Origin of the sequence: Paenibacillus sp. FSL R5-0341 (assembly GCF_037975235.1) — a bacterium.
GTDB lineage: Bacteria > Bacillota > Bacilli > Paenibacillales > Paenibacillaceae > Paenibacillus > Paenibacillus amylolyticus_A.
Genome location: NZ_CP150241.1, coordinates 2895626 through 2914157 on the forward strand (window position 1 = coordinate 2895626; position 18532 = coordinate 2914157).

11 protein-coding genes are annotated in these 18532 nt (G+C 44.7%); 8 read left to right on the plus strand and 3 right to left on the minus strand.

Annotated elements, in window-relative coordinates; translation table 11 throughout:
* The first annotated feature begins 347 nt into the window (after window positions 1-347).
* From MKX75_RS13040 to MKX75_RS13060, 5 genes are all read left to right on the plus strand, one after another.
* Complete coding sequence (locus MKX75_RS13040; RefSeq protein WP_339169905.1) at window positions 348-1277, plus strand: NAD(P)/FAD-dependent oxidoreductase; 930 nt, start codon at window positions 348-350, stop codon at window positions 1275-1277.
* Window positions 1278-1575: 298 nt separating this feature from the next.
* Entirely contained in the window at window positions 1576-4830 is a 3255-nt protein-coding gene (locus MKX75_RS13045) for a cytochrome P450 (RefSeq protein WP_339169906.1), read from the plus strand.
* A 260-nt stretch (window positions 4831-5090) separates the two neighbouring features.
* Complete coding sequence (locus tag MKX75_RS13050) at window positions 5091-5678, plus strand: TetR/AcrR family transcriptional regulator (RefSeq protein WP_062834203.1); 588 nt, start codon at window positions 5091-5093, stop codon at window positions 5676-5678.
* Between the two features lie 68 nt (window positions 5679-5746).
* Complete coding sequence (locus tag MKX75_RS13055; protein WP_076331301.1) at window positions 5747-7228, plus strand: DHA2 family efflux MFS transporter permease subunit; 1482 nt, start codon at window positions 5747-5749, stop codon at window positions 7226-7228.
* A gap of 297 nt (window positions 7229-7525) precedes the next feature.
* Entirely contained in the window at window positions 7526-8173 is a 648-nt protein-coding gene (locus MKX75_RS13060) for a hypothetical protein (RefSeq protein WP_076330975.1), read from the plus strand.
* A 52-nt stretch (window positions 8174-8225) separates the two neighbouring features.
* Here the strand turns inward: MKX75_RS13060 and MKX75_RS13065 are convergent, their stop codons facing one another.
* Window positions 8226-9203 (minus strand): alpha/beta hydrolase, encoded by a 978-nt coding sequence (locus tag MKX75_RS13065; RefSeq protein WP_076330976.1) that lies wholly within the window; start codon window positions 9201-9203, stop codon window positions 8226-8228.
* 200 nt (window positions 9204-9403) lie between these two features.
* Here MKX75_RS13065 and MKX75_RS13070 point away from each other — a divergent pair, with 200 nt between their 5' ends.
* On the plus strand, window positions 9404-10381 hold the full coding sequence (locus MKX75_RS13070) for an MBL fold metallo-hydrolase (RefSeq protein WP_076330977.1): 978 nt from the start codon (window positions 9404-9406) through the stop codon (window positions 10379-10381).
* A 51-nt stretch (window positions 10382-10432) separates the two neighbouring features.
* Here the strand turns inward: MKX75_RS13070 and MKX75_RS13075 are convergent, their stop codons facing one another.
* Window positions 10433-11014: a LysE family transporter gene (locus MKX75_RS13075; protein ID WP_076330978.1), complete on the minus strand. Its 582-nt coding sequence runs from the start codon at window positions 11012-11014 to the stop codon at window positions 10433-10435.
* 130 nt (window positions 11015-11144) lie between these two features.
* Between MKX75_RS13075 and MKX75_RS13080 the strand changes: the two genes are divergently transcribed.
* Complete coding sequence (locus MKX75_RS13080) at window positions 11145-11699, plus strand: XRE family transcriptional regulator (RefSeq protein WP_076330979.1); 555 nt, start codon at window positions 11145-11147, stop codon at window positions 11697-11699.
* A 201-nt stretch (window positions 11700-11900) separates the two neighbouring features.
* Here MKX75_RS13080 and MKX75_RS13085 read toward each other — a convergent pair whose 3' ends face one another.
* A complete protein-coding gene (locus MKX75_RS13085; RefSeq protein WP_339169907.1) occupies window positions 11901-14318 on the minus strand; it encodes a family 43 glycosylhydrolase in 2418 nt (805 codons plus the stop codon).
* 391 nt (window positions 14319-14709) lie between these two features.
* Between MKX75_RS13085 and MKX75_RS13090 the strand changes: the two genes are divergently transcribed.
* A complete protein-coding gene (locus tag MKX75_RS13090; RefSeq protein WP_076330981.1) occupies window positions 14710-18450 on the plus strand; it encodes an alpha-L-arabinofuranosidase C-terminal domain-containing protein in 3741 nt (1246 codons plus the stop codon).
* The last annotated feature ends 82 nt before the right edge of the window (window positions 18451-18532 follow it).

The window sequence follows — 18532 nt, forward strand, 5'->3', positions numbered from 1 at the left end:
GCTATTATACCATTCAATACACTATGTGATTTAATTAACGTTTTAGTATTTAAAATAATGTCATTTGATTGTGAACAATTTAAAAACAAGGTGCTTTTTAATTGTTAAATAATTATTTCTGTGTTACAGGAGGGGATTTATACGATATACCGGCTGGGTTGAAGAGAATAGATGAAGATATGTCTTGCAAAATGCTCAGGGTTTGTTTATTGTAGATATAAGATATCTTTAATAGTCTTGTTTGGATATGTTCTTGTAAATCTCCGATTTTACTTTTCTTAAGAGAAAGCGGAGGTTATTTTTAAAGATAAATTAGAGACATTAAATGTCTGGAAAGGGTGAATAATATGAGTAATACGAATCAACTCCTGGATGTACTAATTATTGGTGGAGGACCCGCGGGGCTTAATGCAGCACTGGTGCTCGGCAGGGCTCGTAAGAACGTTGTAGTCATTGATGATGAGACACCGCGAAACTGGGTCACAAGGGAGACTCATGGATTTGTGACGAGAGATGGGGCCAGTCCTCGTGAATTCCGCAAAGCGGCCAAAGAGCAGATTGCAGCATATCCTTCAGTACGTTTTGCATCTGATACGGCAACAGCTGTAACAGGTAGCGATGGTGATTTTGTAGTCAAGACAACACAGGGGGCAAGCTATCGTACGAAAAAGATTTTGTTTGCAGTAGGTAAGAAAGATCTGCCTCTAGATATTAATGGATTAACAGAGGTTTACGGCAAAAGTGCGTTTGTGTGTCCATATTGTGATGGATGGGAGTTAAGAGACCAAGCGCTGGTCATCATCGTTAGTGGAGATAAGGCATTACATATGGCAAAAGTCATATCCGGCTGGACAGATCGTTATACGATCTGCACGAATGGATCAGATTCCTTAACCGATGAGCAGCGTGAAGAACTGAAACAGCATCATGTTACTGTATTTGATGCACCGATTCAATCCATTAACTCGGAAGAAGGAATGGTAAAACAAGTTGTACTGAATGACGGTACAGCGATTCCATGCACGGGAGTCTTCTTCCAACCGAAACTGTTTACCGGATCAGAACTACCGAAGGCCATCGGTTGTGAAATTACAGAGTCAGGAACAGTTATCGTCGATGCTTCCGGCAAAACATCCGTAGCGGGTGTATTCAGTGCTGGTGATGCGGCGTCCGAGATGTATCAGGCAATTACAGCTGCTTCTCTGGGTGCGTTGTCTGCAGTAAGCATTAATAATGAATTGAATTTTGAGAAGTGGGATGAGCCACGTCATCATTAGATTAAATGAATAAGCGTAAAGAACTATAGCGTCATAGGTTCATAAAATAGAGGATTGCATATGCAATCCTCTATTTGTAGTTGTTCTAGCTAAACGTTGAGCAGTTCAAATGAATGTAATTTAGGCAGAAGAAAATTTGATTTTATATAAATATTGGTTTATTGTATTATCAAATGATACATATTACTATCATTTATATAATCGTCAAAGGAGAGATCACTTATGAATGAAAGCAGAGTAGTCATCAAATGGCTAACGAATACCTTGCTCCACGGCGTACAGATAAGAGGTGATCATCATGAGTGATGCAACTTACATTCCACAGCCCAAAATGTATGGGCCACTTGGCAATCTGCCCTTAATCGATAAAGATAAACCAACGCTGTCGTTAGGCGTTCTGGCTGCACAGCATGGACCGATATATCGACTTACCGTTCCCGGTTATTCCGGTTTAATCGTATCTGGACCAGATCTTGTCGCGGAGTTATGCGATGTGTCCCGTTTTGACAAGTTTGTATACAATGAACTCGAGAATGTACGGGCCTTTGGAGGTGATGGTTTATTTACAAGCAGAACATCGGAGCCCAACTGGAAAAAGGCTCATAACATCCTGCTTCCCACCTTCAGCAAGCAGGCTATGAAAGGTTATCACCCCATGATGGTCGATATTGCGGAACAGTTGATTAATAAGTGGGCACGCCTCAATTCCAACGATACGATTGATGTTGCGGACGATATGACACGCCTTACGTTGGATACCATTGGACTATGTGGATTCAATTATCGATTTAACAGTTTTTACAGACAGGATCACAGTCCTTTTATTGAAAGCATGGTTCGGGCATTAAATGAAGCGATGCAAAAGAGCTCGCGTTTGAAAATTCAAAATCTGCTTATGGTCAAAACTAAACGACAGTTCCAGGAGGATATACAGACGATGTTCTCTCTGGTAGATCAGATTATAGAGGAACGTAAAGCGAGTTCAGCACCCGAAGAGGCAGACTTGCTCGCACGTATGTTAAATGGCAAAGATCCGGAGACTGGTGAAATGCTGGATGATGAGAACATTCGTTATCAGATTATTACATTTCTAATTGCCGGACATGAGACAACGAGTGGTTTGTTATCCTTTGCTCTTTATTTTTTACTGAAAAATCCGGAATCGCTTCAAAAGGCGTATGCAGAAGTTGATCAGATTTTGGTCAGTGACTCACCACAGTACGAGGAAATTCTTCAGCTTCCCTATATTCGCATGATTCTCAGTGAATCGCTCCGTCTATGGCCAACAGCCCCGGGATTTGACGTATATGCCAAAGAAGACACCGTCATAGGTGGCAAATACCCCTTGAAGAAAGGGGAGAGTTGCAGTATTCTTTTGCCCCAGCTTCACCGTGACAAAGAGGCCTGGGGAGAGGATGCGGAGCTTTTCCAGCCGGAGCGATTTGAGGATACGAAGAAAGTGCCTCATCATGCGTATAAACCTTTTGGTAATGGGGAGAGAGCGTGTATCGGCATGCAGTTTGCTTTATATGAAGCAACACTTGTGCTTGGCATGGTTCTCAAACATTTTGAGCTGATCGATTATAGCAACTATGAGTTGGATGTTAAACAGACGCTAACATTAAAACCGGGAGACTTCCGAATCCAGGTGAAAGCGCGCGCGGCTTCGCAAACGATGAATAAGGCTATTGTAAATGCAGAAGAGAAACCTGGTCCTGTTGTTCATAAAAATGTAGCAAGTGACAGCCAGACGGGAGAAAATCTGGTCGTTAAAGCAAATGGTCGTCCATCGCTCCTGGTGTTATATGGTTCCAATCTGGGAACGGCAGAAGGCATCGCCAGAGAGCTTGCGGAGAAAGGACGTTCGTATGGAATCCCAAGTGAAGCAGCTTCTCTGAATGAATGGGCTGGCCGATTACCCCAACAAGGTGTCGTTCTCATCGTTACTGCTTCGTATAACGGTAAACCACCGCAAAATGCTACGGCATTTGTAGACTGGTTGAGGGGAGCGGAGTCAGCGGAAGCACAGGATGTGAACTATGCCGTTCTGGGCTGTGGAGATCGGAGCTGGTCCGGTACATACCAGAGTATTCCGCGATTGATGGATGAGAAGCTTGAAATTTTGGGAGGTAAAAGACTGTTATCCCGCGGTGAAGCCGATGCCGGAGGTGATATGGAAAAGCAAGTCGAAGCGTGGCAACATATGTTGTGGCCTCAGTTGTTGAATGCTTTGGGAATCAACTCGGAGATTGTGAAGCCATCCACACCAAGCGCAAACAGACTTCAAATGGAGATTGTCCGTGAGAAAACGGATATGCCGCTTGCACGAACTTATGATGCCAGCTATGCCACGGTTGTGGTGAATAAAGAGCTTCAGGATCTGGGAAGTGGGAGAAGCACACGACACATCGAGGTGTTACTGCCCGAAGGCATGATTTATAGAGAAGGCGACCATCTCGGTGTGTTGCCTAGCAATCAGAAGCAGAACGTGGATCGGATACTCCGTCGGTTCGGACTAAGTGAAGATGTTCAGATCCAATTAACATCGGACATGACACATCTTACGCATCTTCCACTGAACCGTCCGGTCAAGGTGTATGAGTTGCTCACTCACTGTGTGGAATTGCAGACGCCTGTCACCAGAGCACAGTTGCAGGAGTTAGCTAATCATACGGTATGTCCACCTCATAAGCGTGAACTGGAAGACATGTTGGACGAAAATAGCTACAGGGATTATATTCTTGCCAATCGAATCACCATGCTTGAACTGCTGGAAAAGTATGAGGCGTGTGAGCTGCCATTCGAAAAGTTCCTTGAACTATTGCCTCCACTTAAGCCTAGATACTATTCAATATCCAGCTCGCCAAGCCTGAATTCCGAGCAAGCGAGCATAACCGTATCGGTAGTAAGAGAGCCTGCATGGAGTGGTAAAGGCGAATATCTGGGAGTTGCTTCATCGTACCTCGCCGGGTGTCATTCCGGAGAATGTATTCTGATGTTTGTACGTACACCTGAATCCGATTTTCATCTGTCGGAAGAGGCTGACGTTCCGATGATCATGGTGGGACCGGGGACGGGAGTTGCAACGTTCAGAGGTTTCCTCCAGGCAAGAGCTGTCATGAAACAGAGAGGTCTGCCACTAAGTGAGGCGCATCTGTTCTTTGGGTGCAGGAATGATTCAGATTTCATATATCGTCAGGAGCTTGAACAATACGAGCGAGAAGGGATCGTTAATCTACACACTGCTTTTTCTCGTGCGAAGGGCAAGCCGAAAACGTATGTACAGCATCTAATGAAGGAGGATTCCGAGCAGTTGCTTCACATGCTGATGAACAAAGGGAAACTCTACATATGCGGAGATGGAAGCCACATGGCTCCTGCAGTGGAAGAGACTTTGCGGCAAGCGTATCAGGAAGTGCAGGGAGCAACGATGCAGCAAGCGAAAGACTGGCTCATTCAGCTTCAGGCCGAAGGGCGCTACGTGCAAGACGTGTGGGCAGGTAATGAACGAACAAGTGAACCTTCCAAAGAAGTACATCAGGAGATACATTAAGACGGATTCGACTCTATTATGTGCTTTCACAGTCCTTAATCTAATTATTTTAACAAACAGCCGCTTAATCTGGAGTTTTGCATCCAAATTAGCGGCTGTTATGATAATCTGACCATGCGCAGTCGCTTGGTTTATTTTCTTACTCCTGAAGTGTTAACGTTTACATTAAAATTTGAAATAAAAATGATTGACAGTACCTATTTGAGCGGGTTTAATTATATAGACCGATTGTTATAATTATTTGAAGGAAGTGGCTTTCGTTGAGTGAAAAGTCTAATGCTAGAGAGTCCATTGTCAGCACAGCAGCGAGACTGTTTTTTTCACAAGGATATCATGCGACCGGTCTGAATCAGATCATCAAGGAGAGTAGTACGCCGAAAGGGTCCTTATATCATTATTTCCCGCACGGCAAAGAAGAGCTCGCGCACGAGTGTATTCAAAAAGCCAATGAACATATCTTGCAGACATTTGAGCAAACCTTTGCAGCCCATGACAACACGGGGGACGCCATTCAGAGATTTATTCATGATCTGGCTCATGAAACAGAAGCAGCTGGTTTTACCGGATTTCTGCCATTCAGCTTCTGGGCAGCTGTGGAGACCTCATGTATTAGTCAGCAGTTGCGTGTTGCCTGTCAGGGGGTATTTGCAGATTGGCAGGATGTCATTAAGAAACATCTGATTCTGGATGGCATTGGTGAAGAGAAGGCGCGGGAGACAGCACTTCTGGTCATTTCCTTGATGGAAGGCGCATTGATAATCAGCCTGACGAATCAGGATAAACAGCCTCTGCTGACGGCTGCTGATTATTTGTCGGTTGTGGCGAAGAATGCCAGACAGATTCAATAAGTTATACCAAGAGACAGAGAAAAAGAAAGTTCGATACGTTTGAGGAGGATGGGATCGTGGAGGTTTCCATGAAGGCTGATTCTGCACAGAATCAAGAAGAAACAAAGCAATATAAGGTATTTCCGATTTTGTTCGCCATGCTGCTAAGCGGCTTTATTGGTCTGTTTGGAGAAACGGCATTAAACGTGGCTTTGACGCCACTTATGGGTCTGCTTGAAGTAGGTCCTACAACGATTCAATGGTTAACCACAGGTTATTTGCTTGTGTTGGGAATCCTGGTACCGGTATCCGGTATGCTGTTGCAGTGGTTTACAACCAGACAATTGTTCACAACGTCCCTGATTTTCTCGATTGCAGGAACATTTGTTGCTGCACTTGCACCTAGTTTCGAAATTCTATTGGTGGCACGCGTACTGCAGGCGATAGGTACAGCGCTATTGTTGCCACTGATGTTTAACACCATATTGGTTATTTTCCCGATTGAAAAACGTGGTGCTGCCATGGGATTGATCGGTTTGGTTATCATGTTTGCGCCAGCAAGTGGTCCGAGTATCTCCGGTCTGATCCTGGCTAACCTGAGCTGGCACTGGATCTTCTGGATCTCCTTGCCGTTCTTCATTATCTCACTGGTATGTGGCTTGTTGTTCTTGCCGAATATTTCGAAATTGACCAAGCCCAAAATTGACGTACTGTCCATTATCCTGTCCACACTCGGGTTTGGTGGTATTGTATACGGGTTCAGTAGCGCAGGAGGACATGGGGAAACTGGCGGAGGCTGGACGAGCCCTGTCGTTGTTACCACTCTCGTTATTGGTGTGTTGTCCTTACTGTTATTCAGTATCCGTCAATTGAGAATGAAGCAGCCGATGATGGATCTGCGTGCATTCCGATATCCAATGTTTACGGTTGGTCTGATCCTGATCTTCATCTGTATGATGATGATGCTGTCTTCGATGTTGATTCTGCCAATGTACTTGCAACAAGGTATGGCGGTTACAGCTTTGACAGCAGGCCTGGTTCTATTGCCAGGTAGCTTGCTGAATGGATTCTTGTCTCCGATCATGGGACGTCTGTTCGACAAGTTTGGTCCAAAATGGCTTGTTATTATTGGGATGGCTATCGTATCCGTTGTCTTGTTCTTGTACACAGGCATCGAAGCGACAACTTCCCTGGGCATGATCATTACGTTGCACGTGTTCATGATGATCGGTATTTCGATGATTATGATGCCTGCACAAACGAACGGTCTAAATCAATTACCACCTGAGTTCTATCCTCACGGAACTGCGATCATGAATACACTTCAACAGGTATCCGGAGCTATTGGTACAGCTGTTGCGGTAAGTATATTGAGTGCAGGACAGACTCGCTTCTTGAGCAATGTGACGGACCCGGAGAGCCCTGAGAATCAGTTGGCAGGTTTCACGTCAGGTGTACAAAACGCGTTTGTCTTTGCACTGGTTCTTGCCGTGATCGGACTGATCATTTCACTGTTTGTGAAACGGGTCAAAGTTGGAGCACAAGCTGGACAACAAGGCCCAATGCACTAATTATTATAAAAAACGCAATATCAAGAGCGATGCGTTCCTTAAACCAAGGACGCATCGCTTTTTTGTGTATTATTATTTATTTTTTTATGTTGACGTGAAACGGGTTTCAGCCATTAGAGTAGGAATATAGCCGGAATACGGTGGTTCAACGAATGAATTTCAGAGCAAATACTTCATGTTCCGGCAAGATTGTATATGTTCATACTAATATAAAAGGGTAATATAGGATGTAATAGTGCAATTTTGAACCAATTCGAAAACGGTTTATATTTTATCTTTACTCAAGGAGACAACGTTATGATAATCATCAATTCCATTGGCAATAACATCGAAAAGATGCTGTTGCACTACGAAAAAAATCACCATTTAACTATACAGGCTTCGCTTATTAGCAATAGCTCGGTTGTATACAGATTGCAGGATTATTGTCTCAAAGTATACGCATCGCGTGCAAAATTGGATGGGGAAATGGAAAGTGAGGCTCTTAGGTCACTGCAAAGTCATCCGTATGCACCTAAATTGTATGCGTATTCACCAGGAGAGTACACCCTGACAGAATGGATTGAAGCATTCAATCTGAAACAGTACCGTGAGACATATGGACACATTCCTCCCAACTTGATATACGATATGTTTACGACGGAACTTCAGCAGATTTATGCTGGATATTGGGACTGGGATGTCATCCGATATGAGAATTTACTATGGACGGAGACAGGTGATGTGAAAAGAACAGACTTTTGGTTGTGTGAACCTGTGAAATCCAGACGTGAAAGTTTGTATAACCAGGTCATTCGAAAAATTGATAACATCTACAATGGGGATCGCATCGAAATGGAGGCGATGGAGCAGTATTTCTATCGTCACCAGTTGACGTCATCAGAGATCGAACAAGCCTTCAGCGATTTCAGATCCCAACGGCCAAGACTGGCGATAGCACAATAAATTCATAGCCAAAACCCCAAAGAGTTCGAGATTCTTTGGGGTTTCTTTCAAGTTACTTCTTCACCAAGGCTAATATTTCATCCGCAACGAGATCCGGGCGATATTGATGGATGTAATGATCAGTATCTTTAATGGTTATCTGTTTCGATTCATTAGACCAAGATTTGAATTCTGTTTGAGTTTTATCCCATTCGGGTTCACTGGCACCTAAGTAATCAGCCGTCAGTATGGTGAGCGGAAACGGCAAGGTTTGCTTGTGATCTACGACCACTTTGGCGTTGGCAGCTATTTCACGTAATTCATCCAACGTGTTAGCATTACCGTAGTTGTACAACAACGCAGTTGTATCCAATTTTTTCAGTTCATCGGGTACAAGTTTCAGTTCATTACGACTGGCATTGGAAGTCTCGACAACCAAGTCAGATTGCATGGAGAGGCGGAACAGTCCGGTTTGGATACGGAATTTATTCGCGAAACCACCAATTGTATCTGCCAAGGAGTCATCGTCATTCGCATAATATTCGGGACTTCCGCCATCAATCATGACGATACCTTTCACGAGATTCGGGTACTTCTGTGCGAAACGGATGGTTTCCAGCGAGCCGAGAGAATGTCCAACTAAAACATAAGGTGGCTTCTGTCCAGATACCTCTAACAACTCGTGTAATTCCTCTGCCACGGTATCGACATCGCGTTTCTTATCGGTTCGATCGCTATAACCATAGCCAAATCGATCATATACAGCAAATTTTGTGTTAGGAGCAAGCTTCTCATATAGGGGATAATAATCTACATAGGGATTAGCGGTACCCCAGCCGGAGGCAAGTACTACCGTTACCTCGCCTTCTCCACCGGTATATAAATGCATATTGTCTCCGTGTACTTCGTAGAGCTTTCCAGGAGGTACGAGTGTTTTGGCATCCTGCCTTAAACCCACTTGTTGGTAGATCACGCCTGTACCGAAAAGTAAAATAATTAACGCGAGGTCAAATATCAAAAACTTAACTAATCTTTTACGCCATTTCTTCATGTTCTCTCACATACTCTCCATTTATTTTCTCTATCATATATGCCCAATCTTATAGGAGAGAAAACAGAGTCTTAATTCTATCTTAATTAACCGAAAATTGAATATCAACGGCCAATGAATTAATATAAAGCTACGATATGAATAGATATTTTTCAAATGTTGAATCACAGATTGATTATATAGAACAGAAGGTATGCACAATGACAAAATATGAAAATCAGATCCCGACATCGGCCGGCATGAGCTTCAAGTCTCTGATCAGTATATTGAGAGATTCCATGCGTGGCAATGTAGAGCGGAGGCCAGTGGGCGTAATGCCCATGGAGGTATGTGAACCTGCAGACTCATTCAGTGCTTCCGATAATTCGCAGGTTACATGGTTTGGCCATTCAGCCTTTTTCCTTGAAATCGAAGGTCACAGGTTACTCTTTGATCCAATGCTAGGCAATCGTCCATCCCCTGTATCCTGGGTGGGTACCAAACGTTACAGCACGAATCTACCGATTCAACCCGAGGATTTCCCGGCTTTGGATGCAATCATTATATCGCATGACCATTATGATCATCTCGACTATGACTCCATTCGCAGATTGAAGGATAAAACAAAGCGCTTTATCGTGCCGCTTGGGGTCCGTCGTCGACTGATTCAACTGGGTGTGCCTTCGGAACAGATTACCGAGTATAACTGGTGGGATGAGTTATCGTTCAAAGGTTTAACATTTGCTTGTACGCCAGCGCGACATTTCTCGGGCAGAGGATTATTCGACCGTAATTCTACCTTATGGTGTTCGTGGGTTATTGCTGGACAACATACAAAAGTGTTCTTTAGTGGCGACAGCGGATACGGTCCTCATTTCAAAGAAATTGGCAATAAATACGGTCCATTTGACCTAACGTTGATGGAGTGCGGGCAATATGACGAGCGTTGGTCCAACATTCACATGATGCCGGAAGAAACAGTGCAAGCGCATTTGGACGTAAGGGGTAAGCTACTCATTCCAATTCATTGGGCAGCATTTACGTTGGCCTATCATGCCTGGAATGAACCGGTTGAACGAATTACGAAGGCTGCACATGCCTTGAACGTTAAGATTGCAACACCCAAAATCGGCGAGAAGGTTGTTCTTCATACGGAGAATTATCCTATACATCCGTGGTGGAGACCGGAATTAGGATAAAAATAAAAGCGTTCAGCTCATCAAATGAGTGGACGCTTTTTCTATTGCATTTTACATCAGGATTGACAGTGCACTGTAGATTAGCAATATACCCATCACGATATTAACAGGACGTTCGTATTTCAATAGAAAGCTCTGGAATAACATGCCACCGAACGCCCAGGTCATATTGGCACTAATACCGATGAAGGTGAGCAGCAAGGAGAATGCGATCAATTGAATATGGGATTGTCCAAGAGGCAGAACAAAAACGGATATGGCAGTAAGCCCATACAGAATGACTTTGGGATTGATGAATTGCAGGGTGAACCCAAATAGAAATGAATAATGATTGACCTTGTTTTCTTGCGAATTTGCAGGTTTACTTCGCATGATTTTGAGCGCCAGATAGAGCATGTACACACATCCTAACACGTTCAATACGGGTGCGATCCTGGGAATATATTGATGAAGAATAAGGTTGAAATAACTGGACAGAAACATAATTAGCAAGCAGCCGGCTGCAACTCCACTAATAAACGGAAGGGTCTTGCGGAATCCCTGATTTCTGGCATGCGTCATGGAAATGATGTTGTTGGGTCCGGGTGTAAATGAAGCGATGATTGCATAGGTCACTAAAGGTATAATGTTCATGGTTCCTCCACGTTTTCTTAGTTGTGTGATATAATGAACTGAAATGTACGTTATAGCGTACGGTCTTTATTATTGTACAATATGTGCGTTATATAGCACAATATAATTATAAAATGAGGAGGATGGATTTTTGAAAAACATTAATAGTATTCTTGCGCAGAACCTGAAACAGCTTCGGGAACAAAGAAAGCTGAGTCTAGACAAAGTTGCCGAAATGTCTGGTATTAGCAAGACTATGCTTGGTCAGATTGAACGTGGCGAATCCAATCCATCGATTGCAACCGTATGGAAGATTGCCAATGGCTTGAAGATTTCCTTTACTGCTCTGATCCACGAGCCGAAGTCAGATACGACTGTTGTAACGGGCGATGATATTCAAGTATTGATGGAGGATGAGGGAAGGGTTCGGATTTATCCGCATTTTCCTTTTGAAGAGGGTCGTCGTTTTGAAATATATATGATGGAGATGGACCCAAAGTCTGAGTTGAAAGCTGAATCGCATATCGAAGGTACGGAAGAATTTATTACTGTTTTTGAAGGGAAAGTTACGATTCGGGTAGGCACAGAAGAATATACGGTGAACCAAGGCGAGTCAATTCGTTTTGGAGCGGACAAGCCTCATGCCTATGTTAACTCCGGTATTAAGATGAACAAATTAAACATGGTCATTCATTATCCGAAGTGAGAAGCAAAGATCCATCTCTGAAAGTAACCAATGATGAACGAATGAATGCATACATGAAAGGAATGACAATAAAGCAGCCTGATGAAATGAACTGCAACACCCCTGTTCGTTATCTCTAACAAATGGGGTGCAGTTCGATACAGTGGCTGCTTTATTGATGTGTGTACTTATGGGGCTCAGCGCCTATGATATGACTCTGACTTAAGGCTTTTCTTTGGCCTGACGCTGGATTTCCTTGGCTGTTAATGCTTTGTCATACACTCTTACGTTATCCAGACTGCCTTTGTAGAACGGATCAGCCGCATAACGACTCTTGCCTACATAAGCTTCCGTTACCTGCAGATCTTTCGGGTTAAAGGTGATCTCAGAGCTGCTTGCAACCGATGTACCATTCACATACAGAGTACCTACATCACCCTGAAGGGTTACAGCCACATGAACCCACGCTTTGGAAGGCAGTGGATTTGCGGCAATCAGACTCTGATCCCGACCCTCATTATGAATGGTGAATTGTAGCGCTCCATTATGCTGGGAGGGAGTAAGGAACATATGCCTCGTCAAGCCATTTCCAAAGTCAAAAATACGCTGCCAGGACCCGCCGCCGTCCCAATTGACCCAAGCGCTAAACGTGAAATCCGTTGTATCTGTGATCAGGCCAGGTAATTGGATGAAACTGTCTGTCCCGTTAAATGTGGCAGCCTGATTTTTGCCACCAGCAGCAGAACTGACCACGTTAAAAGCTTGTCCGTGATATTCATTTTTACTGGAATCCTGTGCGACTTTGGCAAGTTTCTTGTGTTCAAAAGTATACTCCCCGAGCAACGGGCTTATCGCTTGCTGTGGAATGATAACGTTAAACGTTTTGGAGCTTATCGCAGTTCCTTTACGAATCGTTGCGGTTAATTTTACTTTGGCATCGCCCTTACCAGCGCGTGGTCGCTGCACTACACCTGTAGCGGATAGAGCCGAAGTGTTGGAGCTTTTCCACGTAATCGCTGCATCACTTGTTCCCTTAGTAGGCAAAGATAGGTTGAAGAACACATGATCCGTATTGCTAATGCTCAGATCCTTTTTCACCGCATCTACAATGTCTTGATCGCTCCGTTCAACACCTTGACTTCCCCAGATGGCTACCCCGGAGGAGGAGAGGGCGCTAAAGGTCAGAACCGTACTTTGAGATTCCGAGTTCCATTCATGCGTGAAAACGCCTTTGTAGACAACGTTATTCGATGTGATCTGAACCTTGTTGTCTGCGCCAAGGCTCCATGTTCCTGTCACAGCACCATGAATCTGCCCATCTGCCGTGAACTGAACCGTCTGGGATGGCTTGATGTCTGCCGTGATGTCCTTACCATGATTCACCCATTGGTACTGACCAGCAATATCCTGAGTTGTTAGTTGCGTTGTATCCTCTCCCAAAGCCGCATAGCGATAGGGAGAAACAACGGGCCACCCATCTGCATTCATATGCATCTCATGTACGCGAACTTCATGTTCTTCGCCACGCCCTGGAAAGCGAGTATGGAAGATGAGAAATTGTTTGCCAGTCTCCGGATCAACATAAGCAGAGTTATGTCCTGGCGAAACATAGCCACTACCTAGGCCTGTGCCTGGATCACCGATCTGTCTCTCGAACAGGAAGTTCCCCATCAATTTGACTCCAAAAGGCTCGATAGAACGATCATCAAACAACGGTTTATCCTTGTCCGCTTTAACGTTGATCATATCGTTTCCTTCCGCATCGAGGAAAGGTCCATCCGGTGTTTGGGAGCGGGCTACACGAATGTTATATCCTCCATCAGCACCTAGCCCGCCGTAAGACAGGTACAGATAATAATAATCGGTTTCTGGACTGTAGAGCATGTATGGGGCTTCAATACGACTATGGTTGCCTCCCGTCAGCTTCTTGCCATAACCTTGCTTCGGCAGCGGTTTGCCTGTCGTCTCATCCATCTCCAGAATGAAAATCCCTCCCGAATACGAGCCATACACCATCCATAACTTGCCGTTCTTATCATAAAAGACATCTGGATCGACCACATTGGGATGAATCGTTGCATCGTAAATGGTACCATCCTCACTGATCTGATCCCACATGCCAGATTTCAACAGAATGCCCTGATCCTTATAAGGTCCTTCGATGTTATCTGCGACAGCGATTCCGAGGGCTGATCGGGGAGAATCCCCTTTACAAGCATTGTAGTACATATAAAATTTGCCGTCCGCGAGCTGAATGACATCTGCCGCCCATAGCGTATCCGTCTGTGCCCATTCCAGCGCTTCAGCAAATTCCTTGGTTACATTGGGGACAACAGGGTTGTTATCCGTAACACCAGAGGCGACGAGATCCCAGTTCAGAAAATCTTTGGACTTGGCCACTTGCAGGTGTGATCCAAAAATATAAAACGTATCATCCACCTTAATGACAGAAGGGTCATGAACGGAAACATTTTTGAATGATGGAGCAGGATTTGCGATAGGTGTGATGGAAGTCTGCGAGTTACCCACGGTTGCCCCTGAACCATTTGCGAACACCGAGACCGGTGCCAAAGCTGTTGCAGTAAGTAAAGTGGTGCTTAGTACAGAAATATTAAGTACGCGTACCCAATAACGTTTCATACGTTTCCCCTTTCCTAATTCCCGGAATGAAAATAACCCGATACTTGGCAACACACGATATAAGGTTCGGCAGACCTCCTTTGAGTATTTAAATATATCAAGCGCTTTCATTTGTTATATTATCAATTGGTTTATATGTTTGTAAACCATAAATGTAATGTTTATAAGACTAAAATAAATAAATGAAGAGAGCTGGGAAGAGCTGATAAGGCTCATTACATTCAAACAAAACAGGTATTATTCTCAAATTTAGGATTGAAATTAGGTTATGTGATGGGATATTATTACGTTTAGATTAGGTGTTTAACTATTTATCAATCATTTTATACTTATACGAATTAAAGGCGAGTATTCAGTAACGACAATTCCAAACTACATAGGAGGTAAGAACATGACCACATATCAAAACCAATTAATCGCACAATACACGTTCGAAGATGCTGTTCAGATTGGGAAAGACAGCTCCGGGAACGGACATGATAGTTTGGCAAAAGGCGAGTTACCCCCTGTCATATCCGAGTTAAAAGGAAGATCGGCGGTAACTTTCAACGGGGGATCGAATGGAACTTCTTATCTGCAATTACCGTCGGATCTGCTTCGTGATGTAAGCGATAACACGGGAATTACTATTGCAACTTGGGTATTTCTCGGCAAAGGGTCCAATGTGTGGGAGCGCATTTTTGACTTTGGTAAAGGGGAGAAGGGGCCGTATGTGTTTCTGACGCGTCAGCTCCTGAGTACGTTATATGCTGGCGATAATCTGGTTGTCCACCCAAGTCGAGGAGTTGCAAGTGGAGAATGGCTGCACATTGCACTCTCTGTGGCAGGCAGCCAAGGGGGAACGTTGAGCAGTGCGGGGCCGATTGTATATGTGAATGGGGAGAAGGCCGCAGACGGTTCCATTAGTCAGACATCCAGTGGCAATTATGCCAAATTGCGCGAATGGTTTGATTCGTTCACCGATCCTGAGAATTATAGCCAGAATTATATCGGACGTTCCCAGTATGCAGCGGATGTGGATTTTGCAGGTTCGTTATCCGACTTTCGGATCTATGGGGCAGCACTTACCATGGATGAAGTCATTGAAGTGATGTGTGAGTCACTGACAGATGAAGCGATTGTGAAGCTTGCGGCAGACAAGTACTTGTCCTTCCCCAACCGAATTATCACCAAGGATGTATCATTACCTGCAGACTTGCTGGGTGGTAAAGTGTCTGTTGAATGGAGTTCCAGTAAGCCGGAAGTTTTGTCCGAGAACGGAGAGGTTCAGGCAATCACATCGGCACAAGAGGTTACGCTCCGTGCGCTTCTGAACAGAGGAGATCGTAAGCTGAGCCAAAGCTTTGACGTGTCTGTTGTGCCGGCGCATCTCCCGCCTTATACGGTCACCATTCATGGGGATCAGAAGGTGGCAGACATCAGTGAAGTCATGTATGGGCTTTTCTACGAGGATATTAATAACGCGGCAGATGGCGGAATCTATGCAGAGCTTGTTCAAAATCGATCATTTGAATCCTTTGCATTCGATACGTACTCCCATGACTCTGGAGAATGTGGTTGTTCGACAGGGCGAAACCGTGAGCCTTTGTTTGCTTGGTCAGGCGATACGGAGAAAATGCTCGTACAGCATACGGATGGACTGAACGTTCACTTTAACGTGGAAGACCCTGAAGTCAATGCTTATTATGTAACGGTTCAGGATGGGGCAACGATTCGAAATCGCGGATTCTCAGACTCCAACCAGCATTGTGCCATGTCCATCAAGCAGGGTGAATCGTATGACTTTACCGTATGGGCAAAAGCAGAATCGGCAGGAATGATCACCGTTCAATTACAGAATGGAAGTGACACTTCCATCAGTGATTCGGTAACGCTACATGTTGAAGGCGGGAACACATGGAAGAAATACGCTTTGCTTCTGACTGGAACCGAGACCGTACTTGGTCAACTGGCACTTACGTTTGAAGGTGAAATCTCCATCGATATGGTGTCCTTAGTCCCTCAGAATGTATGGGGAGCTGATCCGGCAGAAGAAGGAATATCGGCTACAGCACATGCCAACTATACAGGTAATCCGAACTATCGATTGAGAAAAGATCTAATCCAAGCACTCGCAGATCTGCATCCGAAGTTCCTGCGTTTTCCGGGAGGATGTATCTCGGAGGGATCTTTCATCTGGGATAACGTATATGACTGGAAGGATTCTGTGGGTCCGGTTGAGCTCCGCAAAGAGAATTATAATGTCTGGGGTTACATGATGACGATGGGGCTTGGCTATATGGAGTACTTCCAACTGGCGGAAGATCTGAATGCCGCTCCGGTTCCAGTCATGGCTTGCGGTGTGTTATGTCAGGCAAGATCGGATTACGCTCACCCTGCGGGTGGCGCTTTAAGGGAGTATTATATCCGGAATTTTACAGACCTGATCGACTTTGCGCTCAGTACAGACTTTGAACACAACGAATGGGCAGCGGTACGAAGCCAGATGGGACATCCTGAACCGTTTGATCTTCGTTATCTGGGCGTAGGCAATGAGAACTGGGGCACTGAATTTTTTGCCAACTTCGAAGTATTCAAACGTTCGATAGATGACTACATGAAACGGAACTATCCTGATCATGAACTGCACATTATCTCGACGGTTGGTGCTCAGGCGGATGATGATGCGTACCAGGAAGGATGGAAATTCCTCAGCGGGAATCTGACCGGATCAGCTCAGGTTGCTTTTGCAGATGGCACAGAGGTGATTGAGGAGACGGTAACCTGGTATGAGAATCAGGACAATTACATGGATACTATTGCGGATGAGCACTACTATCGATCCAATGAATATTTGCTGAACAACGCGGATCGGTACAATTACTATGATCGGGCTTATCATGAAGACGGAAGTATTGATTGGAAAGAAACATCCAAAGTATTTGTGGGAGAGTATGCTTCCACGGACAAAAATACGCTGGCAGGTGCGGTTGCGGAAGCTGCGATCATGACCGGATTTGAAAATAATGCGGACGTTGTTCGCCTGGCTGCGTATGCGCCATTGTTCAATAAAGTATTGACGGATGGTACCTACCGCTGGACGCCGGACTGCATCTGGTTTGATGATGAAACGGTGTGGTATACACCGAATTATTATGTACAGCAGCTTTTTGCAAAACATGTAGGAGATCAGGTGCTTGAGACTTCATTCTCCACCTATAGCAAAGGCAAATCGTTGAATCTCATTCCGCGTGGCGGTATCGAAATTGCAACAGGTCATGCAGACATCGTAGTGAAACGAGTCACGGTGACGTCCAATGTGGATGGCAGTATGATGTTTGATGAAGATTTCAGGGAACGTACAGAGCCTAGTGAGGCATGGAGACAGATTCCTGGATCGGAAGGATACACGTTAATCGCAGGGAATGGGATCATTTTGAAGGCACAATCAAGTGGATTGAATGGATTGTACCTGCTGAATGACGAATGGAGCAACTACAAAGTGAGCGTTGAGGCTGAACGAATCTCGGGTGAGGATGGTTTTTACATCGGTGTGGGACTGATGGATATCACGCCCGAGAATAAGGATGTCATTGAGTACGCAATCAGCTACGGTGGAAATGCCACGGGAGTGAAGGTGTACAAACAAGGGATCGAAGGTTACATCTTGGGAGATTATTCATCCAGTTCGGCAGCAGGTAACCTGAGAGCGGCCAACTATGAACCACTGGAGAATGGGACCGATTATACGATCACGGTTAACTATGGTGGGGACACAGGAAAGAATCTGATCTGCTCCTATACAGACGGTCGCAATACCAGCAAGATTCTGGATTACAAGCTGGAAGCTTACAACCGTGAAGTATTCCACTCTGTGACAAAAGACGCAGGGCATGTATATGTTAAACTGGTCAATGCAGATGGTGTGGATAAATCAACCCGGATTTGCCTTCAGGATCTGAAGGTTGATGCTTCAGCCAGACTGATCACGCTTACTGGAGAAGATCATTTGGTGCATATGCCAAATGTGAATCAGAAGAATGATGAGAAAGTGATTCCCCAAGAACAGGAGATCACACTGTCCGATACATCGGTGGTGGTTAATTTAGCTGCTCATTCAGTGAATGTATTAGTTTTGGATATTCTGATTTAAATCTATAGCGTGAACAAGAGACCGCGGATATCGCGGTTTTTTGGCGTTCCAGGGGAGTGAGTCAACAAAAGATACCCAAAGT

Bases quoted from the DNA above. Each gene is read 5' to 3' on its own strand.
- MKX75_RS13040 (WP_339169905.1), top strand. From the start codon at position 348: ATGAGTAATACGAATCAACTCCTGGATGTACTAATTATTGGTGGAGGA.
- MKX75_RS13045 (WP_339169906.1), top strand. From the start codon at position 1,576: ATGAGTGATGCAACTTACATTCCACAGCCCAAAATGTATGGGCCACTT.
- MKX75_RS13055 (WP_076331301.1), top strand. From the start codon at position 5,747: ATGAAGGCTGATTCTGCACAGAATCAAGAAGAAACAAAGCAATATAAG.
- MKX75_RS13060 (WP_076330975.1), top strand. From the start codon at position 7,526: ATGATAATCATCAATTCCATTGGCAATAACATCGAAAAGATGCTGTTG.
- MKX75_RS13065 (WP_076330976.1), bottom strand. From the start codon at position 9,203: ATGAAGAAATGGCGTAAAAGATTAGTTAAGTTTTTGATATTTGACCTC.
- MKX75_RS13070 (WP_076330977.1), top strand. From the start codon at position 9,404: ATGACAAAATATGAAAATCAGATCCCGACATCGGCCGGCATGAGCTTC.
- MKX75_RS13075 (WP_076330978.1), bottom strand. From the start codon at position 11,014: ATGAACATTATACCTTTAGTGACCTATGCAATCATCGCTTCATTTACA.
- MKX75_RS13085 (WP_339169907.1), bottom strand. From the start codon at position 14,318: ATGAAACGTTATTGGGTACGCGTACTTAATATTTCTGTACTAAGCACC.
- MKX75_RS13090 (WP_076330981.1), top strand. From the start codon at position 14,710: ATGACCACATATCAAAACCAATTAATCGCACAATACACGTTCGAAGAT.